Source organism: Rhodococcus sp. Chr-9, from assembly GCF_000801125.1.
GTDB classification, from domain to species: domain Bacteria; phylum Actinomycetota; class Actinomycetes; order Mycobacteriales; family Mycobacteriaceae; genus Rhodococcus; species Rhodococcus pyridinivorans.
Window position 1 is genome coordinate 134261 of the sequence record NZ_JTIZ01000122.1, and the last position, 24608, is coordinate 158868.

Here is a 24608-nt window from a genome sequence, read left to right on the forward strand (position 1 = left end):
CGAACGGCAGGAGCCCTCACCGCACCGGGCGGTGAGGGCTCCGTCGTGTTCACGGTTGCCGGTCGTTCACGGCTGGTGATTGTCGGGATACGCCGTGACGGCGAGGAACCGGATGGGCAGCTTCAGCAGCTCGTTCGGTCCGTGCAACCCTTCGCCGTCGAGGAGCAGGGCGTCGCCCGGTTGCAGGTGGTACTCGGAATCGCCGTGGCCGTAGAGCATCTCGCCCTCGAGCATGTACAGCAATTCCGTGCCGGGATGCTGGAAGAGCGGGAAGACGTCGCTCGCATCGGTGAGGGTCACCAGCACCGGTTCGAGTCTCTTGTGCTGTCCCCGCAGCGCGCCGAGCAGTTCGTAGTGATGGCCCACCCGCGTACCGCGACCGACGATCTCGGCGCCGTGCCCGTTCTTGGTGAACACCGCGTCGCGGTGCGCGTCCGCGCCCCGGAAGAGCGAGGTGACGGGGACGTCGAGGCCGACGGCGAGCCGGGCGAGCGTCGACAGACTGCACGAGGTCTGGGCGTTCTCGATCTTCGAGAGCATCGCCTTGGAGATCCCCACCTTCGCGGCCATGTCGCCGACGGACAGGCCGCTGGCCAGCCGCAACGACCGCACCTGGTGGGCGATCGCGCGCTCGAGATCCACACCCGTCGGGGTGCCGCGCGGAACTTCGCGTCCGGAATCGTCGTACAAGACGGGACGATCTGGGCTGGCCATCTCGTCAGCGTAGCGTGTGTCCACCGGTGGTGAACGCCGCAATGCAGACATGGCGGTGCCCTCCACAGATCCGGACGACAGGGATCCGGCCGGGTCCGTGGAGGGCACGAGTGCTGAGTAGGTGGGGATCAGCGCATCTCGCCGGCGCCTTCGTAGGGGTTGAGACTCAGGAGCAGATCACCCTCCTCGAAGCGGGAGAAACGGAAGTCGTCCGGGTTCACGTTCGGAAGGTCGGTCTTCCCGTCGATCAGCAGGTCGGCGACCAGCTTGCCCACCGCGGGGGAGATCTTGAATCCGTGCCCGGAGAATCCCGTCGCCAGGAACAGACCCTCGACCGGTGCCGGACCGATGACGGGGTTGTAGTCCTCGGTGACGTCGTAAGCACCGACGTACGAACTGGTGATCCGCGGGTCCGGCATGTCGGGAAGGCGGTTGCCGAGCTTCATGATGTTCTTCTCGATCGTCGAGTCGTCGGCGCGGTTCACGTACTTGTCGGGATCGATGTACTGCGGCGTTTGATGATCGGAATTGCCTACCAGGAGTTCACCGTTCGGCTCACGGCAGATGTACTGCAGACCCGCCAGATCGGACAGCACGGGCACCTCCGGGGTCGGGACACCCTGGTCGACGAGAACCAACTGCGCGCGCTGCGCCCGGACGTCGATGTCGACGCCGACACCGGCGACGAGTGCCGGCGTCCACGGTCCCGCCGCGACGACGACCTGCTCGGCGTGCACCTCGGACCCGTCGGCGAGAGTGACGCCGTAGACCCGGCCCGCGGCGTTCTGCAGCAACGACACCACCGGGGTGCTCTGTCGGATCTTCACGCCCATCCGACGTGCCGTTGCACCGAACGCCATTCCCGCCATGTAGGCCTCGCCGCGACCGCCGAGCGGTTCGTAGGCGAACAGGGCGAAATCGTCGAGGTTCAGGCCCGGCCACAGTTCGGCCATCTTGTCGTGGGAGATGAGTTCGGTGGCGATGCCCAGGCCCTGCATCATCTCGATGTTCGCCTCGAGCGGCTTGACGTTGTTCTCCGCGACACCGACGACGTAACCGCACCGGCGGAATGCCATGTCGTCGCCGAAGATTTCGGTCGCCCTGGTGAAAATATCGACGCCGTACCAGGACATCGCGGCCAGCGAAGGGGTGCCGTAGTGGCACCGCACGACGCCGCTCGATTTACCGGTCATGCCCGAGCAGAGGGTGTCGCGCTCGAGGACGAGGACGTCGGTTTCGCCGCGGTCGGCGAGGGAGTAGGCGATGGCCAGGCCTTCGAGGCCGCCGCCGACGATCAGAAACTTGGTCGTGTCCGTCACCTGAGGATCCTTTGTTCGGTCGGCCTCCGAATCAGGAGGTCGGTGGGGGAGTCGATGTCAGAGGGAGGAAGTGGGTTCGATGCGGACCAGTAGTCCGGTGGCCGACGAGCCTCGTAGGGTGACGGCCTCGCCGCGGATCAGGACGCAGTCCCCGGGCGCAGCTCGTTCGGTACCGGCCTGCACCGAGCCCGATCGCACGTAGAGGGCCGTGACACCATCTGCGGCGGTGTCGCACACCGTGTCGAGCGCGAAGTACCCGACGGCCGCAGTGGCGCCCCCGCGCTCGGTCATGACATTGAATGCACGGGTGGCGCCTCGGGGGACGCAGTGGGGCGCGTCCTCACCGGCGAACGAGTGTGGACGCCACGGATCCAGCGAACGGGGTCCGTGGCCCGAGTCGAGGTCGGCGCCGTGCTCACCGATGACGGTGAAGATCCGTTCCGTGCCGGGAAAGGCCGAGAACTCGCTGGGCTCGGAGCCCAGCTCGGCCACGCTGATCCGCCACAGTGGACGGCCGGAGGGGCCGTCGGGTCCGGTCGCGACCTCCTCCGTGATCCCGGCGCCGTTGCGCCAGGGCACCCGCCGCCGCTCGCCGGACCGGATCACCTGCGCAGCCACCTAACTGCCCGTCGTCCAGTCCGCCATGATGTCGGCCAGCGCCTGCGCTCCGATGTTGCAATCGTCGGCCTCGGCGAACTCGTGCGGTGAATGCGAGACACCGGTGGGGTTGCGCACGAACAACATTGCGGTGGGAACCTTCTCCGAGAGGATGCCCGCGTCGTGTCCCGCCTGGGTGGGCAGTACCGGGATGTCCCCGAGATGCGACAGCGCGCGGCGCAACCGCTCGCGCGGTCCGGCCGGGAACTCGACGATCGGGGTGATCGATTCGGCGAAGACATCGAGTCCGATCTCGTCCGGCAGGCAGTGCTTGCGGGCCTCGGCCTCGATCTCGGCGACCAGCGTCGTCAGGGTCTCCTCGTCCGCGGCGCGAGCGTCGAGCCAGGCCTTGATCTCGGAGGGGATCGCGTTGGCCCCGTTGGGCAGCACCTCGAGTTTGCCGAAGGTGGCGACCGCACCGGCCGCCGCGGCACACGAGCGGGCGCTGTGCACCGACGAGGCGTAGGCGAGCATCGGGTCGCGGCGGTCCACCAGGCGCGTGGCTCCGGCGTGGTTGGCCTCACCGGTGAAGGTGAACTGCCATCGGCCGTGCGGCCAGATCGACGACGCGACCGCGACCGGTGCATCGACGAGGTCGAGGGCCCGGCCCTGTTCGACGTGAAGTTCGACGTACACCCCGACCCGGTCGACGAGGGTGGGGTCGGTGCCGATGTGTTCGGGCACACGACCGGCGCGGGTCATGGCCTCGGCCAACGTTATTCCGTCACGATCACGCAGGCCGAGCGCACGCTGCGGAGCGAGCGCCCCGGTGGTGAGCTGACTGCCCACGCAAGCCACACCGAAGCGGGCACCCTCCTCGTCGGAGAACGCGGTGATCGCGATCGGTACGGTCGGGACGATGCCGCGCTCACGGACCAGATCGACCGCGGCGAACGCCGAGACCACGCCCAGTGGTCCGTCGAACGCGCCGCCGTCGGGCACCGAGTCCAGGTGCGAACCGGTGACGAAGGCGTCGGTGGGATCGCCTTCCCAGCCGACGGGGAGCCACCACGCCCACAGGTTCCCGTTCCGGTCCTCTTCGACGTCCATGCCGCGCTCGGCGGCGCAGCCGCGGAACCACTCGCGGAGAGTGAGATCGGCGTCGCTCCAAGCGAATCGGCGATAGCCCCCGGTCGTCGGATGCTTACCGACATCCAGGATCGATGCCCAGAGCGTGTCGAAGGCGGTCATATCTTGTGTCCTCTCGGGAAGTGCGGTGGCAGGCCTGTCGCCACGGTCAGAAGGCGCTGCGGCCGGGGATCCAGTCGGTGCCGGCCAGGGGCACCCGAGCCATCGCGGCGGCCTCCATCGTGACCGCGACGAGGTCCTGCGGTTCGAGATTGCGCAGGTGCGACTTGCCGCACGCCCGGGCGATGGTCTGGGCCTCCATGGTGAGCACCCGCAGGTAGTTCGCGAGGCGGCGGCCACCCTCTACCGGATCGAAGCGGGCCTGCAGGTCGGGATCCTGCGTGGTGATGCCGGCGGGGTCCTTGCCGTCCTGGAAGTCGTCGTAGAAACCGGCTGCGGAGCCCAGCTTCTCGTATTCGGCCTGGTACTTCGGATCGTTGTCGCCGAGGGCGATCAGCGCGGCCGTGCCGATGGCGACGGCGTCCGCGCCGAGGGCCATCGCCTTGGCAACGTCGGCGCCGGAGCGGATACCGCCCGAGACGATCAGCTGCACGCCGCCCGGGGTGCGGTGCACACCCATCTCCTGCAAGGCCTGCACCGCCTGGGGGAGCGCGGCCAGGGTCGGGATGCCGACGTGCTCGATGAAGACGTCCTGGGTGGCAGCGGTGCCACCCTGCATCCCGTCGACCACCACGACGTCGGCGCCGGACTTCACGGCGAGCTTGACGTCGTAGTAGGTGCGGGTCGCGCCGACCTTGACGTAGATCGGCTTCTCCCAGCCGGTGATCTCGCGCAGTTCGAGGATTTTGATGGCGAGGTCGTCGGGGCCGGTCCAGTCGGGGTGCCGGCACGCGCTGCGCTGGTCGATGCCCACCGGCAGGGTACGCATCCCCGCGACCCGCTCGGTGATCTTCTGCCCGAGGAGCATGCCGCCGCCACCGGGCTTGGCGCCCTGGCCGAGCACGACCTCGATGGCGTCGGCCTTGCGGAGGTCGTCGGGGTTCATGCCGTATCGCGACGGAAGGTACTGGTAGACGAGGTGCTTGGACTGCCCACGTTCTTCCGGGGTCATGCCGCCGTCGCCGGTGGTGGTGGACGTGCCGACCTCGCTGGCGCCACGCCCGAGGGCCTCCTTCGCGCGACCGGACAGCGCACCGAAGCTCATTCCGGCGATCGTGACCGGGATGTCGAGGTGCAGCGGGTACTTCGCGTTGCGGTCGCCGAGGACGACGTCGGTCTCACACTTCTCGCGGTAGCCCTCGAGTGGGTAACGCGACATGGACGCGCCGAGGAAGAGCAGGTCGTCGAAGTGGGGAACCTTGCGCTTGGCACCCCAGCCGCGGATGTCGTAGATGCCGGTCGCGGCGGCGCGCTGGATCTCGTGGATGACGTTGCGGTCGAACGTGGCCGACTCACGCAGTCCGGGCTGGAAGGTCATGGAATTCTCCTCGGGGTCGAGCGGGCGGAAGAACGTCGGGGCGTCAGTACGCCGAAGCGTTGTCGACGTGGAAGTGGTAGAGCTGACGGGCCGAGCCGTAGCGGGTGAACTCGGCCGGGTCGGCGTCGAAACCGGCCGCGTCGAGCAGTTCCTGCAGTTCGACGATGTGCTCGGGGCGCATCTCCTTCTTGACGCAGTCCGCGCCGAGCGAGGCGACGCTGCCCCGCACGTAGATCCGTGCCTCGTACAACGAATCACCCAGGGCCTCACCGGCATCGCCCAGGACGACGAGTCGGCCGGCCTGTCCCATGAAGGCGCTCATGTGCCCGATGTCGCCGCCGACGACGATGTCGACGCCCTTCATCGAGATGCCGCAGCGTGCGGCGGCGTTGCCTTCGATCACCAGCAACCCGCCGTGGGCGGTGGCACCGGCGGCCTGCGAGGCGTCGCCGGTGACGCGCACGCTGCCCGACATCATGTTCTCGGCGACACCGACGCCGGCGTTGCCGTCGATGGTCACGTGGGCGTGCTGGTTCATACCGGCGGCGTAGTAGCCGACGTGGCCGTCGATGCGGACGTCGATCGGCCGGTTCAGGCCGCAGGCGAGTGCGTGGGCGCCCTGCGGGTTCGCGACCTCGACCGAAGCCGGGGCCTCCGTCGCGTGCAGTGCCGCATTGAGTTCGCGGGTGGTGGTCGTCGCCAGATCGTAGGTGGCGGTCGGGAGCAGGGTGTCGGTGGTCATGATTACCTCCGTGGAACGGGGTCGGACAGCGGAATCGGGGGTTGTGGCGACCTTCAGCGTTGCCACACGTAGACCCGGTCCGGTTCGGGTTCGAAGATGCGGGCGTCGGCGATGCCGGGAAGTCCTGCCAGAGCGCGGAATTCCGAGGCCATGGCGACGTAGGCGTCGCACTCGGCGACGATCGCGGGCTTGCAGGCGATCGGATCGCGCACCACGGCGAAGGAATCGGATGTTGACACCAGTAGGGTGTAGAACCCGTCGAAACGTTCGCCGAGAAGGCGCAACGCCTTCTCGAGATCCGCGCCCTCCGCCAGGTGCTTGGCAACGAAGCGCGCGCCGACCTCGGTGTCGTTCTCGCTGTCGAAGACCACCCCCTCGTCCTCGAGTTCGCGCTTGATCGACAGGTGGTTGGAGAACGAGCCGTTGTGCACGAGGCACTGGTCCGGTCCCACGGCGAAGGGATGTGATCCGGCAGCGGTGACGGCGGATTCGGTGGCCATTCGGGTGTGGCCCACACCCTGCCATCCGGATGCGGTCGGCAGGCCGAAGTTCTCGGCGAGAATGCGCGGATCGCCGGTTCCTTTGAGGACGGTCACGTCGTCACCGAAGCCGATGACGGTCGCAGTGGGTGCCAGGGCGCGGACGGTGTCGGCGAGCAGAGTGGCGGGGACGGGGGCGTGCAGCACGGTGGTGGGTGCGAGATCGAGTGCACCGACGGTCACGCCCAGTGCGTCGCCGACGATCGTGGCGAGATCCGAGGGGGCATCGAGTACCGAGACCGACGACTCCCCGGCGGGGGAGAAGACCGGGTTGCCGTAGACGGCGACGCCCGCCGAATCCGGTCCGCGGTCCACCATCTGCCCGAGCATTCCGGTGAGCAGGCTGCCCAGTCGGGGTTCGAGCGAGGTGTCCCGCAGATGAAGTCCGACGATTCCGCACATGGTCGTCTCTCCTGTTCGATGGGTAGGGAAGTAGCGAAGACTTCTCAGAAGGCGGTCAGGTAGCTGTCGATCTCCCACGGGGTCACGGTGTTGTGCCAGTGGAAGAACTCCTCGCGCTTGAGTGAGGCGAAGTAATCGGTGACACTCGCGCCCGCCGAATCGAGAGCGCCGGAGACGACCGGATCGGCCTGGAGGGCGTCCATCGCGTGCAGTAGCGTCATCGGCAGGGTCTCCGTGGAACCGCCGGTACCGGGAGTCCCGGGGTCGAGGTTGCGTTCGATGCCGTCGAGGCCGGCAGCGAGAGTCGCGGCGGTGGCGAGATAGGGGTTGGCGGAACCGTCACCGCCGCGCAGTTCGACGCGGTTGGAGTCGGGGACCCGCAGGTAGTGGGTGCGGTCGTTGCCACCGTAGGTCGCGTAGCGCGGCGACCAGGTGGCACCGGAGGACGTGCTGGTTGCACCGGTTCGCTTGTAGGAGTTGACCGTCGGCGCGATGACGCCCTGCAGAGCGCAGGCGTGCTCGAGGATGCCGGCGATGAACGAGTAGGCGGTCTTCGACAGGCCCAGGCCGTGCGGGTCGGATGCGTCGGGGAAGGCAGAGACGCCGTCGCTCCACAGCGACAGGTGCATGTGCATGCCCGATCCCGTGCGGTCGGCGAACGGCTTGGGCATGAAGGTTGCGGTCATGCCGCGCTGCTCGGCGAGCACGGAGATCAGGTAGCGCAGGGTGACGACCCGGTCGGCGGTGGTCAGGGCATCGGCGTACTGGAAGTTCTGCTCGAACTGGCCGTTCCCGTCCTCGTGGTCGTTGGCGTAGTTGCCCCATCCGAGGGTGTTCATCGCCGACGAGATCGACGTCAGGTGCTCGTACATGCGGGTGACGTCGCGGGCGTCGTAGCAGGGCTGGCGGGAGGTGTCGAGCGCGTCGGCCGTGCGCAGCGTTCCGTTCTCGTCCTTGTTGACGAGGAAGTACTCGATCTCGGCGCCCACGTTGACCTCGAGGCCCAGTGCGGCAGCCTGCGCGAGTACGGACTTGAGGATCACGCGCGGCGCGTACGGCCAGGGCTTGCCTTCGACGTGCGGGTCGCAGTGGACGAGAGCGAGGCCTTCGCGCACGAACGGGATGGGCGTGAACGACGCGGCATCGGGGATGGCGACGAGGTCGGGATCCTTCGGGACCTGGCCCATCGACCCGGCGGCGTAGCCGGCGAATCCGACGCCCTCGGTCTCGAGCTCGTCGACGGATTCGACGGGAACGAGCTTGGCGCAGGGCTTTCCGGACAGGGTGGTGAAGACGGCGAGGATGTAGCGGGTGCCGGTCGCGTGTGCGAGCTCGGCCAGACCGGCGGTGCCGGAGGTCTCGGGGGACCGGCCGTTCGTGGACGGGAGGCGCAGCACGGATGTGTCGGTGGCTTCCAGCGTCATGGGGGCTCCTCGGTTCGACGAAGTTTCACTGTAGGAATCGCTGTCGAATAGAAGGAAACACGGTATCCATGACGGGCGTGTTACGCAACCGTGAGATTGCGGTGACGCTTGGCGTGGAAACCGCCCTGTATGCGAACGACAAACAGCGGCGGGACGGTCGAAGGACCGTCCCGNAGGGTTCTATCGGAGACCGAACGAGTTCCCGATGATGTCGCGCTGGATCTCGTTGGTTCCGCCGTAGATCGTCGCGCCGAGGGCCGCGCGCACGTGCTGCACCATGTCGAACTCAGTGGAGTAGCCGCCCATCATCTGCATGCACTCGAGGGCTGTGTTCTTGGCGACCTCCGTCGCCTCGAGTTTGGCCATCGACGACGCCCGCGCCAGACCCTAGAGGTCGTCGAAGGCACGTTCGGCGACGCCGAGCATCTGGGCGGCGAGGATCAGCCGCTCGGTCGCCGGCCCGGGCATGAGCTGGGACCAGTCCTGGCCGACCTCACCGACCACCGAGTCGGCGGGCAACTCGCAGTCGGAGAAGTAGGGGTCGTCGACCTCGGTACCGTTCAGGGTGTCGATGCCCTTGACGGCAACGGTGCTGGAAATCGTCCATGCGGAGGCGGAATCCGTCCAGTGCCCGCGGGCACCGGCGACCTCGGCGCTGGCCAGCTGCATCGCGGCTCGCGGACTCGCCCGCTCGTAGCGGGGTCAGCAGCTCCGGATCGTCGAGCAGATGGGCGCGTTCGCGCAGCCCGTCGTCGAGCACGAGCGGCCCGAAGATCTCGTTCCACCCCTGGATCGGGATGTCGGTCTCGACGACCTCGTGCCCGAGATCCGACAGGATTCCGGCGACGGTCTCGACGGTGCGGGCGACCGCGGGATCGACCGGACGTCCGTCCGGGCGCCGGAAGAAGGCGATCCGCCGGTGCCGCACCGCGGTGCGTTCGAAGGTCGTCTCGGCGAGGATCTCCGTCATGATGCGGGTTTCGTCCACCGTCCAGGCCAGCGGGCCGGCGGTGACGAAATCAGTCATCGCGCGGAAACCCCGTTCGTCCGCGCACGATCCGGTGGTCGGCTTGAACCCGACGAGCCCGCGGCGCGCAGCCGGGCGACGGCACCGGAGTCGGACCGGGCGATCCGCCCGCGCTGGGTCGGCCTACGTCTGGTACGCGCAGGACGCCCTGCAGGAGACGCCCATACCGCTCGAACGGGCCGCCGAGATCGTCACGCGTATCTGGCATCGCGCCCTCTTCGATCCCGGCCGCTGACGGATGTTCCGTCCAGGTTCCGGGGAACCTCCTCGAGGGTCCGGATTCCCTTGCCCTCGAGAGGAATCGGTTACGCGCGTTAACAGAACTGCAACCATCGCTGCGTTTCTTCCCATTATCGTCTGTTTCACGTCAGCGATCGACGTTCTCGTTGCACACCGCGCGTTCGCGCATTCCTTCCCTTTGAGGAGTTGCCATGTCCGAGACCACCACCGTGCCCGCATTCCGAGTGACCTCCGGTTTCTGGAAGAACCTCCCGCAGATGTCGGTCGACGAGTTCCCGGGAACGAAGGGCTACATCGACGACGTCCACCCGAATCCCGAAGGCTGCCCCATGGCCTCCGGCTACTTCCGTCTCGAACCCACCGAGGCGCCCCTCGACTACACCTACGAATACGACGAGATGAAGGTCGTCCTCGACGGCGAGTTCCGCCTCGAGAACCTCGACACCGGCCAGGTCGAGATCGCCCGTGCGTACGACGCGATCTTCTTCCCCAAGGGATCCCGCATCCGCTTCACCACCCCCGAAGGCGCGCTCGCCTTCTACGTCGGCCTCCGCTCCTTCGCGCCCTAGGAGATGCCGTGAACGTCTGTATGGACACCACCAGTGTGCCGAGGTGGGACGAGGAACGGAGCATCGCCGGCGGGGGACGGACCTTCACGATCCTGTCCTTCGGCGACGAGGCCGCCGAGCAGGCGCGGAATCTCTTGCTGTCCTTCGACGGTCGGCGGGTGGACTGGATGCGTCTGCCCGCCGAGTGGGGCGACACAGCTGCCCGCGTCCTCCGACGGCAGCTCGACGCCTCCCGGGTCGGCTGCCGACTCGTCCTCGTCGGATCCGAGGCCGCCGTCCTCGCCGCAAGGGCCGTGGCGGTGGCCGGCGGGCTCGTCGACGAGGAGATCATGCCCGTCCCGATCGACACCGCCGACCGCGCGGTCTACTGCGCACACTGTCACACCACCCATCTCGCCGACGTCGAGGTCGGCCGGTGCACCACCTGCCCGAACTGCCGCGCGGAACTCGTGGTCTACCACCATGTCTCGCGTCACCACGCGGCCTACCTCGGCTACATGATCGACGCGGAGGAACGCTGATGACCCTGATGTCCGACAGCCCCGCAACGAACGTGCCGTCCGACGCCGGCCTGGTGCTGGCGGTCGACGAGGTCACCGCACTGACCCCGACCGTGCGGCACATGCGGCTGGTCGCGTCCGACGGCGCACTCCTGCCCTCCTTCACCCCGGGCAGTCACATCGTCGTGACCTGCGGAACCGGGCCGGAGGGGCAATCCCGCCGGAACTCCTACTCCCTCACCGGACCCGGTTTCGAGCCCGACCACTACGGCATCTCCGTACGGCTCGAGGAGGACGGCCGCGGTGGCTCCCGCTGGATCCACTCCCTGCGAGCGGGGGACAGGGTGCAGGTGAGCACCCCGCGCAGCGCCTTCGCCCCGGTCCTCACCGCGCGGCACCACCTGCTCGTCGCCGGCGGAATCGGCGTCACCCCGATCCTGTCCCACGTCCGCGCCGCCGTGCAGTGGGGCCGCTCGTTCGAGGTGCACTACGTCCACCGGGAGGGCGACGCCGCCCACCTCGACGACCTGGAGCAGCTGTGCGGCGACCGCCTCCACCTCCACACCGGCCGCGACGGCTTCTGGGAGCATATGGGACCCGCGCTGCTGGACCAGCCGATCGGCACCCACCTCTACGCGTGCGGCCCGGCTGCGCTCATCGACGAACTCACCGACCGTGCCGGTCGCGCCGGCTGGCCCGGCGCCCGCGTGCACTACGAGCACTTCGGGGTCGGCGACCTCGACCCCGGCGAACCGTTCACCGCACACCTCACCCGCAGCGGCGTCGACGTGGACGTCGCCTCGGGTGTCAGCCTCCTCGAAGCGCTCGGATCCCGCGGCATCGCGGTCCCCAGCCTCTGCCGTCAGGGCGTGTGCGGGGAGTGCCGGCTGCCCGTGGTGAGCGGCGACATCGAACACCGCGACCTGTATCTCGGCGCCGCCGAGAAGGAGGCCGGAGACTGCCTCATGCCGTGCGTCTCCCGCGCGAACGGACCCCGATTGGAGCTGGATCTGTGAGTACCACGATCGACCTCGAGGCCCTCGGCGACAGCGCGGCGATCCCCGACCGCATCGCCCGCTTCCCGTTCCCCTTCCCCCGCGACACCTACCGCTACAGCACCAACGTCGAACCCGCCGGCAGTGTCGTGGAGACACCCGTCGGGGGATGGGGGACCCACCCCGTCGACGTCGACGGCCGGTACCGGGAGGATCTCGCCGAACGCACCCGCATCCTCGCCGAGGACCCCACCCGGTTCCAGGCTCTGCCGCACATGGAGATCGCCCAGTGGGACGCGATGCTCACCCTCATGCGGATGCTCACCGACGCCCACCCCGAGACGTTCTCGCTCGACGGGGACGGTGCGGCCCGGCGATTCACCAACCAGGCACTCGGCGTCGAACAGTCCTTCGTGTTCGGTGATCCGTCCACCCTGCCCGAACCACCCCTGCTGTTCGTCGGCAGGCACCTCCAGGAGGACGTCGTGCTGCTCGACCAGCGTGAGGGTGCCCTCTGGGGCGACGCCGGACTGGTGACCTTCGCCGCCGACTGGTCGCTGCGCTTCGACGTCGGCATGAGCTTCCTGCAGATCCACGGGCCCGTCCCGCGCGTGCACACCGAAGGGGTCATCCCGCGCGCCCAGCAGTTCCTCATGGGCCTGCAGCCCGGCCGGCAGTACCGCCGCACCAACTGGTCGCTCAGCGTCGACCGCCTCCTCGACCAGTCCACCGAGACCTATCCCGTGTGGGGACGCGACCGGCGGCTGCTCGCCGAGGGGCCGCTCGAGGACGTGGGGCGCCGGCTGAACCTGCGCGTCGAGGTCCAGCACCTCGTGCGCCTCGGTGTCTCCGGCGCGATCATGTTCCTCATCCGCACCTACCTGCTGCCCTTCGAGGACATCGCCCGCGTACCGGAATGGGCCGAGCGGTTGTGCCGTGTCCTCGAGGAGCTGCCCGAGGATATGGCCGACTACAAGGGCATCACCCGCACCCGCGAACCGGGGGTGCGCTGGCTCCGCACCTACGGGGGTGTGCGGACGTGAAGGCCTCCGGATTCGTCCACGGCGACCCACCTGCACTCGACCGTGCCGGTCGCGCCTTCCTCGTCCTCGCCGCGAGCGACTGCGAACTCGCGCGAAAGGCGGTGCGGCACTGGGTGGCCGACGCCTCCGAACTTGGACGCGACGCCGCCGCCCTCTACGACCCGACACCCGGTCGCGCCGCCGAAGCGGTCGCCGCGCTGCGGGCGGGATCACGCATCCTCGTCGCCGGTCCGGCCGCCGAGGCCATGGCCTACACCGCCGCCGCCCGGCAGGCCGGCGCCCTGCCCTGCGAACTCATCACCTACGTCACGTCGACGGTGACGCTGACGGTTTTCTGCCCCCACTGCGAGACGACACAGCGGGCCGACGCGCGACCCGGCGACAGGATCTCGTGCGCCGGGTGCGGGATCTCCCTCGAGATCCGCCCGCACCTGTCGAGTCACCACGGCACCTATCTCGGAGCCGTCGCCTGACAGAACCGACCGGAAGGACCGAATGTGACCGTTACCAGCGACCTGTCCTATCTCCCGTGGCCTTTTCTCGAAGGTGAGAACAGATTCCGCTACGGGGTCAACGTCGAACCCGCCCGCCGCCGCGTCGACACGTTCGCCGGCGGCTGGGGCGAACACATCGTCGACCTCGGACCTGACTACGTCGAGATGATGGCCCTGCGACAGGGGATCCTCGAGCGGGACCCGCACCGGGTCCGCTACCTCCCGCACATGACCCCGGCCTCGTGGGACCTGCTGATGTTCTACTTCCGCGAGATGGCCGCGTCGTATCCCGACCTCATGACCCTCGACCGCCTCGGATCCGGATACCGTTGGCGCAACCAACCTCTCGGAATCGACTGCACCTTCGTCCCGGGTGATCCGGAGACGCTGCCCGAACACCCGCTGGTGTTCGTCGCCTGCCAGATCCCCGACGACGTCCTGCTCGTCACCGAACGCGACGGCCACCTCTACTTCGACGCCGCCGTGGTGACCTCCTCCGCCGACTGGTCGGTGAAGTTCGACATCGGCATGAGCATGCACGAGATCCACCGTCCCGTACCCGGTCTCACGCGCGACGGGGTCACCGACCGGGCCGAGCAGTTCCTGCGCCGGCTCACCGCCGACCAGCCCTACCGACGGGTGAACTGGACCTTCTCGGCCGTCGGCTCGCGGCGCCGCGACACGAGCCTCGAGACGNGCTGCGCATCGAACTCGAGCACCTCATCCGGCTGCCGACGACCGGTGCGATCGTGTTCAACATCCGCACCTACATGGCACCCCTCGCCGAGATCGCCGCCTACCCGCAGTGGGCGTACCAGCTCGCCGACATCGTCGAGGAGCTGCCGCGCGAGATCGCGCAGTACAAGGGCATCGACGAGTACCGGATGGAGGCGATGGCCTGGCTGCGCGAACGAGCAGCCTGAGGCCGCGGGGCCCCTTCACCGCGCGCCCGAGGTCGGTGGCCGGTCCTACGATGACGGCCATGGCCGCACCCAGGATCGACGTGGACGAACGCCGGGCACGACTGGCCGTCCGGCACCGGTTGCATCCCGCCCACCGCGCCCCCGACGCCGTCGACGCGGCGACGTCCCTGGTGTGCCTGCACGGCACCGACCCGGCGACCGTCTACCTGTCGGCGTGGGCACGTGTGGACGGGTTCACCGTGGCCGACCTCGACAGGGCGCTCTACGACGACCGCACCATGGTCAAACACATGGCCATGCGGCGCACCGTCTTCGTCGTCCCGCTCGGCACCCTCCCGGTGGTGCAGGCCGGGGCGAGCGCCCGGGTTGCCGCCGCACAACGGCGCACGGTCGTCAAGGACGTCGTGAAGGCCGGATTGCACGACGACGGCGAGAGCTGGCTCGACGAGGTGAGCCGCCACATCCTCGCCGCCCTGGCCGACGGGCGGGAGGCGACATCGAGCGAGCTCAAAGCCGAGATCCCGCTCCTCGACGGCGCGCTGGAGTTCGGTGCCGGCAAATCCTGGGGTGGGCCGGTCACCTTCGCGCCTCGCGTGCTCACGGTGCTCTCCGCCGAGGGGAAAGTGGTCCGGGCGTCGAACAAGGGGTCGTGGCGGGTTTCGCGCCCCACCTGGACGACCACCGAGTCGTGGCTGGGCTCGGCCGTCGACCCCGTCGACGAGGCGACGGGTGTGCGCGAACTCGTGCGGATGTGGCTGCGCGCATTCGGTCCCGGCACCGAGGGGGATCTGAAATGGTGGCTCGGCTCCACCCTCACTGCCGTCCGCGCGGCCCTCGCCGAACTCGACGTGGTGGAGGTCGATCTCGACGGCCGTCCCGGCTACCTCCTGGCCGACGACGTGGACGAGCCCGCTCCCGTCGAACCGTGGGGTGCACTGCTGCCCGGTCTGGACCCCACGGTCATGGGGTGGACCGAACGCGAGTGGTATCTCGGGCCGTACAAGGAGGCGCTGTTCGACTCCAACGGCAACGGCGGTGCCACCGCCTGGTGGGACGGACGGATCGTCGGCACGTGGTGGCAGACCGACACGGGAGCGGTGAGCCTGCATCTGCTCGAGGACATCGGCGCCGAGGGAACCGCGGTGCTACGCGAGGAAGCCGCCCGCCTCGACGACTGGCTGGGTGGGGNCCCCACGCCCCTCGCGAAGGAACTGGCGACGGAAGGCAGGTCGTCGGGCACGTCTTCGTCGTAGGCTGCCGACATGGCCGTCGAACCGAGAACCGCCACGCGCCGCGACATTCCGGTCTTCGCTCGGGTGATCGCCGAGGCGTTCTTCGACGATCCGGTCTTCGCGTGGATGTTCCCGGACGAGGAGCACCGTATCCGCCGCATGACCCGTTTCTTCGCCGCCGACGCCCGCCACCACATGGTGCCGTTGGGAGCCACCGACATCGCCGAGTCCGATGGGACCGTCGGAGGCGCGGCGATGTGGGCGCCGCCCGGACGATGGCGCACCGATGCGTGGACCTCCCTCCGCCTCCTGCCCGGCTTCTACGCCGCGCTCGGCCGCTACATGAAGCGGGGAGGGCAGGTCAACGTCACCCTCGACGCGGCGCATCCGGACGAACCGCACTGGTACCTGTCGACGATCGGCACCTCACCTGATGCGCGGGGGACCGGCCTCGGCAAAGCCCTGATGAAGGCCGGCCTCGACCGCGCCGACGCCGAACACGCCCCCGCCTACCTCGAGTCGAGCAAGGAATCGAACGTTCCCTACTACGAGCGGTTCGGGTTCGAGGTCACCCGCGCCATCGTCATCCCCGGTGGTGGGCCGACCCTGTGGGGGATGTGGCGGCAGCCGCGCTGACGGGATGCTTCCCGCCTTCGGATCAGGCGCCCTGCCAGACGGTGTCGAACGGGGTGTTGGCGGACACGCGGCCCTTGATCCCGGTCGTGACGAAATCCTTCGCGCGGGCCGCGGCGTCGGCGACCGACGCGCCCTTCGCGAGTTCGGCGGTGATCGCGGCGGCGAGGGTGCAGCCGGCGCCGGAGACACGCTCGTTGCCGACCTTCGGTGCCGTCAGGAGGGTGACCTCGGAGCCGTCGAACAGCACGTCCACGGCGTCCTCGCCGTCGAGTTCGACGCCGCCCTTCGCGACGACGTACTTCGGGCCGAGGTCGTGGATGCGACGCGCCGCCTCGATGAGCTGGTCGACCGAGGTGATCTCGTCCATCCCGGACAGCGTCCGTGCCTCGAACAGGTTCGGGGTGACGACCGTGGCGTGGGGGAGCACCTGCGCGCGCAGGGCGTTGTCGGTGTCGAGGGCCGCGCCGGCCTCCTGGCCCTTGCAGATCAGGACCGGGTCGAGCACGATGTGCCGCCAGTCCTGCTTCTCGAGTCCCTCGGCGACGACGTCGATCGTCGCGGGCGTGCCCAGCATGCCGATCTTCACCACGTCGAGATTGTGGGCGGCGGTGGCGGCCTCGATCTGCTCGGCGATCACGTCGGCCGGGACGGGGAAGAAGCGGTGGCCCCAGTTGTTCTTCGGGTCGAACGAGACGATGCACGTCGTGGTGCCCACCCCGTACACACCGAGCTGCTGGAACGTCTTGAGGTCGACCTGCAGACCGGCGCCACCGGTCGCTTCCGAGCCGGCGATGACGTATGCGAGGTCGACCATGTGAGTGCTCCGTTCGGACTGGGTGACGGCGTTGCCACGGGATGTACCCGCCGAACGACCAGGTTACAGACGAACTCGGTGCCACCTTGCGGACCGCCCACCGCCGCTCCCGATATCGTCCAGGCATGACGGCCTTCCACGAGCTCGACGACTACCTGGCGCTTCCTCGCGTCACCTCCCTCACGATGTCCCCGGACGGGAATCGCCTGGTGATCACGCAGTCGACGCTCGACGACAAGGCCACCTCGTACACCGAGGCTTTGTGGGAGGTGGATCCCGAAGGCAACGCCCCGGCGCGACGCCTCACTCACGGCACCACGGGTGAATCGAACCCGACCTTCACCGCGTCCGGCGACCTGCTGTTCACCGCCGCCCGGGGCAAGGACGATCCGCCGGTGTCGCTGTGGCGACTGCCCGCAGCGGGCGGCGAGGCCGAGCAGGTCGGATCCCGCAAGGGTGGATTCGCATCGGTGCACGCGGCATCCGAGGCCGACCGGATCGTCCTCGTCGCGTCCGTCCTCGGCCACAGCGAGTCCGACGACGAACGGATCCGGGACGCCCGTAAGGACAAGGTCGTCACCGCGGTGCTGCACACGGGCTATCCGGTGCGCTACTGGGACCACGATCTCGGACCCGACCAGCCGCACCTGCTCGTCCCGGACAACTGCGGCCACGGGTTCACCGACCTCACGCCCGGGATCCGAGGGTCGCTGCGTGATGGCTCCGTCGACATCGCTGCCGACGGTTCGTTCGCCGCCGCGACCTGGGTGGTCCCCGGTCCGCTCGCCTCGCGCCGGGTCACGCTCGTGCGGGTCGATCTCGGCACCGGCCTGCGCACCCCGCTCGTCGACGACGAGACCGGCGACGCGACGCACCCGTCGATCTCGCGCGACGGGACGAAGCTCGCCTACCTGCACGAATCGATGGGCGACGCGGAGAACCCGCCGCAGATCACCGTCCGCGTCCTGGACATCGCGAGCGGAACCACGACCATCGAGGCCCCTGAATGGGACAGACGTCCCACTTCCGTCACCTGGCTGCCCGACGGTTCCGGTCTCGTGCTCACCGCCGACGATCACGGTCGCGCGCCGGTGTTCGTGCAGAGGCTCGGGTCCGCACAGCCCGACCACCTCACCTCGGACGACGCCGCCTACACGGACGTCCGTATCGCGCCCGACGGCAGCACGGCATACGCGCTGCGGGCCTCCTACGAAGCGCCGCCGCACCCCGTGCGCATCGACCTCACCGGACCGGACGCCGGCACCGTCACGCCGCTACGTGCTCCCGCTGCGCTTCCGGAACTGCCGGGACGTCTCGAGGAACTGACCACCGAGGCCGCCGACGGCACGCCGCTGCGGGCGTGGTTCGCGCTTCCGCACACGGCGTCTGCCGACGACCCCGCGCCGATGCTTCTGTGGGTGCACGGCGGTCCGCTGAGCAGCTGGAACACCTGGTCGTGGCGCTGGAACCCGTGGCTCCTCGTCGCCCGCGGCTATGCGGTGCTGCTGCCCGATCCCGCACTGTCCACCGGCTACGGCGACGACTTCGTGCGGCGTGGCTGGGGTCGGTGGGGGAACGAACCGTACACCGATCTGATGGCCGTCACGGATGCCGCGGTCGCGCGTGAGGATATCGACGAGGAGCGGACCGCGGTGATGGGCGGATCGTTCGGTGGATATCTCGCCAACTGGATCGCCGGGCACACCGACCGGTTCCGCGCGGTCGTCACCCACGCGGGTCTGTGGGCGCTGGACCAGTTCACCCCGACCACCGACGTTGCCTGGTACTGGCAGCGGGAGATGACCCCGGAGATGGCGGTCGAGAACTCACCGCACCTGTTCGTCGCCGACATCGTCACGCCCATGCTCGTGATCCACGGCGACAAGGACTATCGCGTCCCGATCGGCGAAGCCCTGCGCCTGTGGTACGAGCTGCTCAACGAATCGGGTCGACCCGCCGAGGACGACGGCACCACCGTCCACCGCTTCCTGTACTTCCCGTCCGAGAACCACTGGGTGCTGAAGCCTCAGCACTCGAAGATCTGGTACCGGGCCGTCGAGGCGTTCCTGTCCGAGCACGTGCTCGGTCGCCCGCTCGACCTGCCGGACGAGCTGGGCTGACCGAGGACGTCCGCTCGGGGTCTACTGCCTCGCTATTCGGGCGGGCGCGGCCGGTCGCCCGGCGAGACCGGCGGACGCGTGGGCTCGTCGGTGGCCGGTGTCGACTCGCTCGTCGCGGAACCGGAACCGGCCGAGTGCTGACCCGATCCGCCGCGATGGGTGACCTTCTCGGCGAGACCACCGACCGTCTCCTGGAGGTGCGGTGCCTTCTCCTTCACGACGCCGGCCGCTTCCGTCACCTTGTCCTGTACCGCAGGAATGACCTTTTCCTGCACTGCCGGGTTGTGCCACAGCTCGTTCGAACGCCCCCGCATCTTGTCGTAGGTCTCGCGCCCCGCCCGGGTCCCCGCGACGAATCCCGCGGCCGCACCTGCAGCGAAGATCAATGCCCGCATCATGACGGTGTCCTCCGTCCTGTCCGTTCGGCGTCCGCGCATTCGGCCGCCCGGCACTGCGATACCCGGTCGGGGAGCGGGCCACACTCTTCTGTCGCGACCCCTGTCCGGCTCTGTCGCGACCCTTGTCCATCTCTGTCGTGGCCCGTGTCCAGGAGGTTCGCCGCGACGCTTACGATTGACGGGTGACCAGTGCGCCAGAGAACTCGCAGAACCCCGCCGACGCCCTTCCCAAGAGCTGGGACCCCAGCGCCGTCGAAGCGGAGCTCTACCAGCAGTGGGTCGACGCCGGCTACTTCGAGGCCGACCCCACGAGCGACAAGCCCGGGTACTCGATCGTCCTGCCGCCGCCGAACGTCACCGGCAGCCTGCACATGGGTCACGCCCTCGACCACACCCTCATGGACGTGCTCTCCCGCCGTAAGCGCATGCAGGGCTACGAGGTGCTGTGGCTGCCCGGCATGGACCACGCCGGCATCGCCACCCAGACCGTCGTCGAGAAGCAGCTCGCCGCCGGCGGCAAGAAGAAGGAGGACCTCGGTCGCGAGGCCTTCATCGAGAAGGTCTGGCAGTGGAAAGCCGAGTCCGGCGGCATGATCCAGGGCCAGATGCGTCGCATCGGCGACGGTGTGGACTGGTCGCGCGATCGCTTCACCATGGACGAGGGGCTGTCCCGCGCGGTACAGACGATGTTCAAGCGCCTCTACGACGAGGGGCTGATCTACCGGGCCGAGCGCCTGGTCAACTGGTCGCCCGTGCTGCAGACCGCGATCTCCGACATCGAGGTGAAGTTCGAGGAGGTCGAGGGCGAACTCGTCTCCCTGCGCTACGGCTCCCTGAACGACGACGAGCCGCACGTCGTCGTCGCTACCACTCGTGTGGAGACGATGCTCGGCGACACCGCCGTCGCGGTGCACCCCGAAGACGAGCGCTACAAGGACATCATCGGCACGACGCTCGAGCACCCGATCACCGGCCGGCAGATCCCGATCATCGCCGACGAATACGTCGACCCCGAATTCGGTACGGGCGCAGTGAAGATCACGCCTGCGCACGACCCCAACGACTTCGAGATGGGCCTGCGGCACGACCTGCCGATGCCCACGATCATGGACAAGGCCGGTCGTATCGCCGACTCCGGCACCCGCTTCGACGGCATGGACCGTTTCGAGGCGCGCATCGCGATCCGCGAGGAACTCGCCGCGCAGGGCCGCGTCGTCGCCGAGAAGCGCCCCTACCTGCACAGCGTCGGCCACTCCGAGCGGTCCGGCGAGACCATCGAGCCGCGGCTGTCGATGCAGTGGTGGGTCAAGGTAGACAAGCTCGCCAAGGCTGCCGGCGACGCGGTGCGCAACGGCCACACCGTCATCCACCCGGCGAGCCAGGAACCGCGCTGGTTCGACTGGGTCGACAACATGCACGACTGGTGCATCTCGCGTCAGCTGTGGTGGGGTCACCGCATCCCGATCTGGTACGGCCCGAACGGCGAGGTCGAGTGCTTCGGCCCCGACGAGAGCGCGCCCGAGGGCTGGGAGCAGGACCCGGACGTGCTCGACACGTGGTTCTCGTCCGGCCTGTGGCCGTTCTCCACGATGGGCTGGCCGGAGAAGACCCCCGAGCTCGACAAGTTCTATCCCACCAGCGTTCTCGTCACCGGTTACGACATCCTGTTCTTCTGGGTCGCCCGCATGATGATGTTCGGCACCTACGTGTCGGGTGACGACGCGGTGCACCAGGCGCAGGTGCCCTTCCGGGATCTGTTCCTGCACGGCCTCGTCCGCGACCAGTTCGGCAAGAAGATGTCGAAGTCGCGCGGCAACGGCATCGACCCGCTCGACTGGGTCGAGCGTTTCGGCGCCGACGCCCTGCGCTTCACGCTGGCGCGCGGCGCGAACCCGGGTGGCGATCTCGCCGTCGGTGAGGACCACGCCCAGTCGTCGCGCAACTTCGCGAACAAGCTGTTCAACGCGACCAAGTTCGCATTGATGAACGGCGCGGTGATCGGCGAGCTCCCGGCCCGCCAGCAGCTCGCCGACGCCGACCGGTGGATCCTCGACCGCCTCGAGCAGGTGCGGACCGAGGTCGACGCGGCCTTCGATCATTACGAGTTCTCGAAGGCGTGCGAGGCGCTCTACCACTTCGCGTGGGACGAGGTCTGCGACTGGTATCTCGAGCTCGCCAAGGTCCAGCTCGCCGAGGGCAGCGCCCACGCCGACGGCACCAAGGTTGTGCTCGGCACCGTCCTCGACCAGCTGCTGCGCCTGCTGCACCCGGTCATCCCGTTCGTCACCGAGACCCTGTGGAAGGTGCTCACCGGCGGCGAGTCCGTCGTCATCGCGTCCTGGCCCGAGACGTCCGGCATCGCCACCGACGAGACCGCGGCGCGGCGGGTCGCCGACCTGCAGAGGCTCGTCACCGAGATCCGCCGGTTTCGCAGCGACCAGGGTCTCAAGCCGTCGCAGAAGGTCGCGGCCCGGCTCGTCGGTGTCGAGGACGCCGATCTCGTCGCGCAGGTGCCGGCCGTGCAGTCGCTCGCGCGCCTGACCGCGCCGGAGGACTCGTTCTCGGCCACCGCGTCGATCGAGGTCCGGCTGAGCCGCGCGACGGTCACCGTCGAGCTCGACACCTCCGGCAGCATCGACGTCGGCGCCGAGATCGCGCGCCTGCGCAAGGATCTCGCCGCCGCGGAGAAGGAACTGACGGGCACCTCCGCGAAGCTGTCGAACGAGGCCTTCCTCGCGAAGGCACCCGATCAGGTGGTCGAGAAGATCCGCGGTCGCAAGCAGATCGCGGAAGAGGAGATCGCACGGATCACCGCACGACTGAAGGAGCTGGGCGCGGCGTGAGTACCGACACCCCGGGGGCGCCGTCCCCGGTGGACCTGGCCGAACTGACGCTCGTCGAAGCCGAGCTCGACAAGCGCTGGCCGGAAACGAAGATCGAGCCGTCCCTGGCGCGGATCGCCGCGCTCATGGACATCCTCGGCTCGCCGCAGAACAGCTACCCGTCGATCCACGTGGCCGGCACGAACGGCAAGACGTCGACAACCCGGATGATCGACGCGCTGCTCACCCGCATGCACCACCGGGTCGGCCGGACGACGAGCCCGCACCTGCAGCTCGCCACCGAGCGGATCAGCATCGACGGCGCGCCGGTCTCGCCGCGGACCTACGTCGACACCTACCGCGACATCGAACCGTACGTCCGGATGATCGACGAGCAGTCCGAGGCGGCCGGTGGCCCGAAGATGAGCAAATTCGAGGTCACCACGGCCATGGCGTTCGCGGCGTTCGCCGATGCACCCGTCGACGTGGCGGTCGTCGAGGTCGGTCTCGGCGGACGGTGGGACGCCACGAACGTCGTCACCGGGCAGGTCGCGGTGATCACGCCCGTCGGCATCGACCACACCGGCTATCTCGGCGACACCCTCACGGAGATCGCGGGGGAGAAGGCCGGGATCATCAAGAAGGCACCCGACGACGGTCTCGTGCCCCGCGACACCGTGGCGATCATCGCGCAGCAGGAACCGGAGGCGATGGACGTGCTGCTGCGGCAGGCCGTCGAGGCCGACGCGGCCGTGGCCCGTCAGGGATCGGAGTTCGCGGTGGTGCGGCGTGCGGTCGCCGTCGGCGGACAGCAGATCGACCTGCAGGGTCTCGGGGGTCTCTACACCGACATCTTCCTGCCGCTCCACGGCGAGCACCAGGCGCACAACGCGTCGGTCGCGCTGGCCGCGGTCGAGGCGTTCTTCGGGGCGGGCCCCGGCAAGCAGCTCGATGTCGAGGCGGTGCGCGACGCGTTCGCGTCGGTGACCACGCCGGGCCGGCTCGAGCGGGTGCGCAATGCGCCCACCGTCTTCCTCGACGCCGCGCACAATCCGCACGGCGCGAAGGCCCTCGCGGCCGCGCTCGCCCAGGAATTCGACTTCCGCAAGCTCGTGGGCGTCGTGAGCGTGATGGCCGACAAGGACGTCGCAGGTCTGATCGAGGCGCTCGAACCGGTCTTCGACGAGATCGTCGTCACCCACAACGGGTCGCCGCGAGCGATGGACGTCGACGATCTCGCGAACATCGCCGTCGCCCGATTCGGCGACGAACGGGTCGTCACCGCGGCGACGCTCCCGGATGCGATCGAAACCGCGATCGCGATCGCGGAGGAGGTCGGCGAGCCCGGCGAAGCGGTGTCGGGCGCCGGGGTCGTGGTCACCGGTTCGGTGGTGACCGCAGGTGCGGCCCGCAGTCTGTTCGGAAAGGATCCCGCGTGAGCAACGACAAGCCGGAGGAACAGAAGTTCCGGCCGCCGACGACGGACCCCTGGAAGGGCTTCCGCGGCGTGATGGCGGGAACCCTCGTGCTCGAGGCGATCGTGGTGCTGCTGGTGCTGCCGGTGATCGCGACCGTCGGCGGGGGACTGAGCGCGTGGTCGACGACCTACGTCGTGGGCCTCGCCGTTCTCATGTTCCTCGGAGCCGGGGTGCAGAAGAAGTCGTGGGCGATCCCGTTCAACATCACGCTGCAGGTGCTCGCCGTGCTCGGCTTCTTCGTCGACCTCGCGTTCGGTGCGGTGGGTGTGCTCTTCGCCGCGGTGTGGGCGTACATCTTCTACCTGCGCAAGGACATCAGGGATCGCGAATCCAGGGGTCTGCTGCCGGGCCAGCGGGACGACCTCTAGGCTTGTCGCGTGACTGAGCGGACCCTGGTACTGATCAAGCCCGACGGCGTCGCACGCCGTCACGTCGGAGAGATCCTCTCGCGCATCGAGCGCAAGGGGCTGGACATCGTGGCTCTCGAGCTGCGCACTGCGACGGAGGAGGTCGCCGGAGCGCACTACGCCGAGCACGAGGGCAAACCCTTCTATCCCTCGCTGATCGAGTTCATTACCGGCGGCCCCCTCGTGGCCGCGGTCCTCGAAGGCCCGCGCGCGATCGCGGCGTTCCGTCAACTCGCCGGTGGCACCGATCCGGTCGAGAAGGCCGTGCCCGGCTCGATCCGCGGCGACCTCGGCCTGGACCCGGGCGAGAACCTGGTCCACGGCTCCGACTCGGTGGAGTCCGCCGAGCGCGAGATCGCTCTCTGGTTCCCCGCCCTGGCTGCGAAGTAACAGCCCCGCACGAGCGGCGCCTGGCGTGTCGCTCACGAAACCTCTCGGGGCGTCGCGCTTCGCGCCTCCCGACACCGCCGACGGCGCCCTCCGGGGCGCCGTTGGCGTATCCGTGCATCTCCGTGTGGGATACTGGCAGAGGTTGCTCCGCACACAC

General features: G+C 68.8%; 24 protein-coding genes and 3 pseudogenes. 15 read left to right on the top strand and 12 right to left on the bottom strand.

Annotation, left to right across the window (positions count from 1 at the left end):
- Positions 1-66: 66 nt before the first annotated feature.
- The 10 genes and pseudogenes from QR64_RS19705 to QR64_RS19750 form a co-directional block, all read right to left on the bottom strand.
- A complete protein-coding gene (locus QR64_RS19705) occupies positions 67-714 on the bottom strand; it encodes a helix-turn-helix domain-containing protein (protein WP_024100581.1) in 648 nt (215 codons plus the stop codon).
- A gap of 128 nt (positions 715-842) precedes the next feature.
- Positions 843-2033 (bottom strand): NAD(P)/FAD-dependent oxidoreductase, encoded by a 1191-nt coding sequence (locus QR64_RS19710; protein WP_006551155.1) that lies wholly within the window; start codon positions 2031-2033, stop codon positions 843-845.
- Between the two features lie 57 nt (positions 2034-2090).
- Positions 2091-2651, bottom strand: a complete 561-nt coding sequence (locus tag QR64_RS19715; RefSeq protein ID WP_024100582.1) for a HutD family protein — start codon at positions 2649-2651, stop codon at positions 2091-2093.
- Positions 2652-3881, bottom strand: a complete 1230-nt coding sequence (locus tag QR64_RS19720; RefSeq protein WP_039586895.1) for an allantoate amidohydrolase — start codon at positions 3879-3881, stop codon at positions 2652-2654. It abuts the gene before it with no gap.
- 46 nt (positions 3882-3927) lie between these two features.
- Complete coding sequence (locus tag QR64_RS19725; protein WP_006551158.1) at positions 3928-5256, bottom strand: FMN-binding glutamate synthase family protein; 1329 nt, start codon at positions 5254-5256, stop codon at positions 3928-3930.
- A 43-nt stretch (positions 5257-5299) separates the two neighbouring features.
- Complete coding sequence (locus tag QR64_RS19730; RefSeq protein WP_039586897.1) at positions 5300-5998, bottom strand: protein glxC; 699 nt, start codon at positions 5996-5998, stop codon at positions 5300-5302.
- A gap of 53 nt (positions 5999-6051) precedes the next feature.
- Complete coding sequence (locus QR64_RS19735; protein ID WP_039586900.1) at positions 6052-6939, bottom strand: glutamine amidotransferase; 888 nt, start codon at positions 6937-6939, stop codon at positions 6052-6054.
- 44 nt (positions 6940-6983) lie between these two features.
- A complete protein-coding gene (glnT, locus tag QR64_RS19740) occupies positions 6984-8363 on the bottom strand; it encodes a type III glutamate--ammonia ligase (RefSeq protein ID WP_039586902.1) in 1380 nt (459 codons plus the stop codon).
- A 180-nt stretch (positions 8364-8543) separates the two neighbouring features.
- Positions 8544-8945, bottom strand: a pseudogene (locus tag QR64_RS28255) (acyl-CoA dehydrogenase family protein); the annotation flags it as partial.
- Positions 8857-9411, bottom strand: a pseudogene (locus tag QR64_RS19750) (hypothetical protein); the annotation flags it as partial. The pseudogenes QR64_RS19750 and QR64_RS28255, both read right to left, overlap by 89 nt.
- A 22-nt stretch (positions 9412-9433) precedes the next feature.
- Between QR64_RS19750 and QR64_RS19755 the strand changes: the two are divergent.
- The 10 genes and pseudogenes from QR64_RS19755 to QR64_RS19795 all read left to right on the top strand — a co-directional run bounded on the left by QR64_RS19755 (position 9434) and on the right by QR64_RS19795 (position 16022).
- On the top strand, positions 9434-9625 hold the full coding sequence (locus QR64_RS19755; RefSeq protein ID WP_152640982.1) for a hypothetical protein: 192 nt from the start codon (positions 9434-9436) through the stop codon (positions 9623-9625).
- 196 nt (positions 9626-9821) lie between these two features.
- The gene (locus tag QR64_RS19760; RefSeq protein ID WP_006551167.1) at positions 9822-10199 is read left to right on the top strand and encodes a cupin domain-containing protein; all 378 of its coding nucleotides are present in this window, start codon (positions 9822-9824) and stop codon (positions 10197-10199) included.
- An 8-nt stretch (positions 10200-10207) separates the two neighbouring features.
- Positions 10208-10720, top strand: coding sequence for a dimethylamine monooxygenase subunit DmmA family protein (locus QR64_RS19765; RefSeq protein WP_230809554.1), 513 nt, complete (start codon positions 10208-10210; stop codon positions 10718-10720).
- On the top strand, positions 10720-11715 hold the full coding sequence (locus QR64_RS19770; RefSeq protein ID WP_006551169.1) for a PDR/VanB family oxidoreductase: 996 nt from the start codon (positions 10720-10722) through the stop codon (positions 11713-11715). Before QR64_RS19765 ends, QR64_RS19770 begins: the two co-directional genes overlap by 1 nt.
- Positions 11712-12737 carry a heme-dependent oxidative N-demethylase family protein gene (locus tag QR64_RS19775; protein ID WP_084222377.1) on the top strand — a complete coding sequence of 342 codons (1026 nt, stop codon included), beginning with the start codon at positions 11712-11714 and terminating at the stop codon, positions 12735-12737. The genes QR64_RS19770 and QR64_RS19775 overlap by 4 nt, the downstream gene beginning before the upstream one ends.
- Positions 12734-13210, top strand: coding sequence for a dimethylamine monooxygenase subunit DmmA family protein (locus QR64_RS19780; protein ID WP_039586906.1), 477 nt, complete (start codon positions 12734-12736; stop codon positions 13208-13210). Before QR64_RS19775 ends, QR64_RS19780 begins: the two co-directional genes overlap by 4 nt.
- A gap of 24 nt (positions 13211-13234) precedes the next feature.
- A partial coding sequence (locus tag QR64_RS28260) for a heme-dependent oxidative N-demethylase family protein (protein ID WP_268814377.1) occupies positions 13235-13927 on the top strand: 693 nt, incomplete at its 3' end.
- 1 nt (position 13928) lies between these two features.
- Positions 13929-14154: pseudogene (locus tag QR64_RS28265) on the top strand (heme-dependent oxidative N-demethylase subunit alpha family protein); the annotation flags it as partial.
- A 59-nt stretch (positions 14155-14213) separates the two neighbouring features.
- On the top strand, positions 14214-15342 hold a 1129-nt coding region (locus QR64_RS19790), incomplete at its 3' end, for a winged helix DNA-binding domain-containing protein (RefSeq protein ID WP_235367253.1).
- 74 nt (positions 15343-15416) lie between these two features.
- Complete coding sequence (locus QR64_RS19795) at positions 15417-16022, top strand: GNAT family N-acetyltransferase (RefSeq protein WP_006551174.1); 606 nt, start codon at positions 15417-15419, stop codon at positions 16020-16022.
- A 22-nt stretch (positions 16023-16044) separates the two neighbouring features.
- Here the strand turns inward: QR64_RS19795 and thiD are convergent, their stop codons facing one another.
- Positions 16045-16836, bottom strand: coding sequence for a bifunctional hydroxymethylpyrimidine kinase/phosphomethylpyrimidine kinase (gene thiD / locus QR64_RS19800; protein ID WP_039586911.1), 792 nt, complete (start codon positions 16834-16836; stop codon positions 16045-16047).
- Between the two features lie 125 nt (positions 16837-16961).
- Here thiD and QR64_RS19805 point away from each other — a divergent pair, with 125 nt between their 5' ends.
- Positions 16962-18956 (top strand): alpha/beta fold hydrolase, encoded by a 1995-nt coding sequence (locus QR64_RS19805; RefSeq protein ID WP_039586913.1) that lies wholly within the window; start codon positions 16962-16964, stop codon positions 18954-18956.
- Between the two features lie 32 nt (positions 18957-18988).
- Here QR64_RS19805 and QR64_RS19810 read toward each other — a convergent pair whose 3' ends face one another.
- Complete coding sequence (locus QR64_RS19810; protein WP_006551177.1) at positions 18989-19354, bottom strand: hypothetical protein; 366 nt, start codon at positions 19352-19354, stop codon at positions 18989-18991.
- A gap of 182 nt (positions 19355-19536) precedes the next feature.
- Between QR64_RS19810 and QR64_RS19815 the strand changes: the two genes are divergently transcribed.
- Genes QR64_RS19815 through ndk form a run of 4 tightly spaced genes read left to right on the top strand, consistent with a single transcriptional unit; the run spans position 19537 to position 24451 of the window.
- The gene (locus QR64_RS19815; protein WP_039586915.1) at positions 19537-22197 is read left to right on the top strand and encodes a valine--tRNA ligase; all 2661 of its coding nucleotides are present in this window, start codon (positions 19537-19539) and stop codon (positions 22195-22197) included.
- The gene (gene folC, locus QR64_RS19820) at positions 22194-23615 is read left to right on the top strand and encodes a bifunctional tetrahydrofolate synthase/dihydrofolate synthase (protein WP_006551179.1); all 1422 of its coding nucleotides are present in this window, start codon (positions 22194-22196) and stop codon (positions 23613-23615) included. Before QR64_RS19815 ends, folC begins: the two co-directional genes overlap by 4 nt.
- Complete coding sequence (locus tag QR64_RS19825; protein ID WP_006551180.1) at positions 23612-24022, top strand: DUF4233 domain-containing protein; 411 nt, start codon at positions 23612-23614, stop codon at positions 24020-24022. Before folC ends, QR64_RS19825 begins: the two co-directional genes overlap by 4 nt.
- A 9-nt stretch (positions 24023-24031) precedes the next feature.
- A complete protein-coding gene (gene ndk / locus QR64_RS19830; protein WP_006551181.1) occupies positions 24032-24451 on the top strand; it encodes a nucleoside-diphosphate kinase in 420 nt (139 codons plus the stop codon).
- Positions 24452-24608 lie beyond the last annotated feature (157 nt).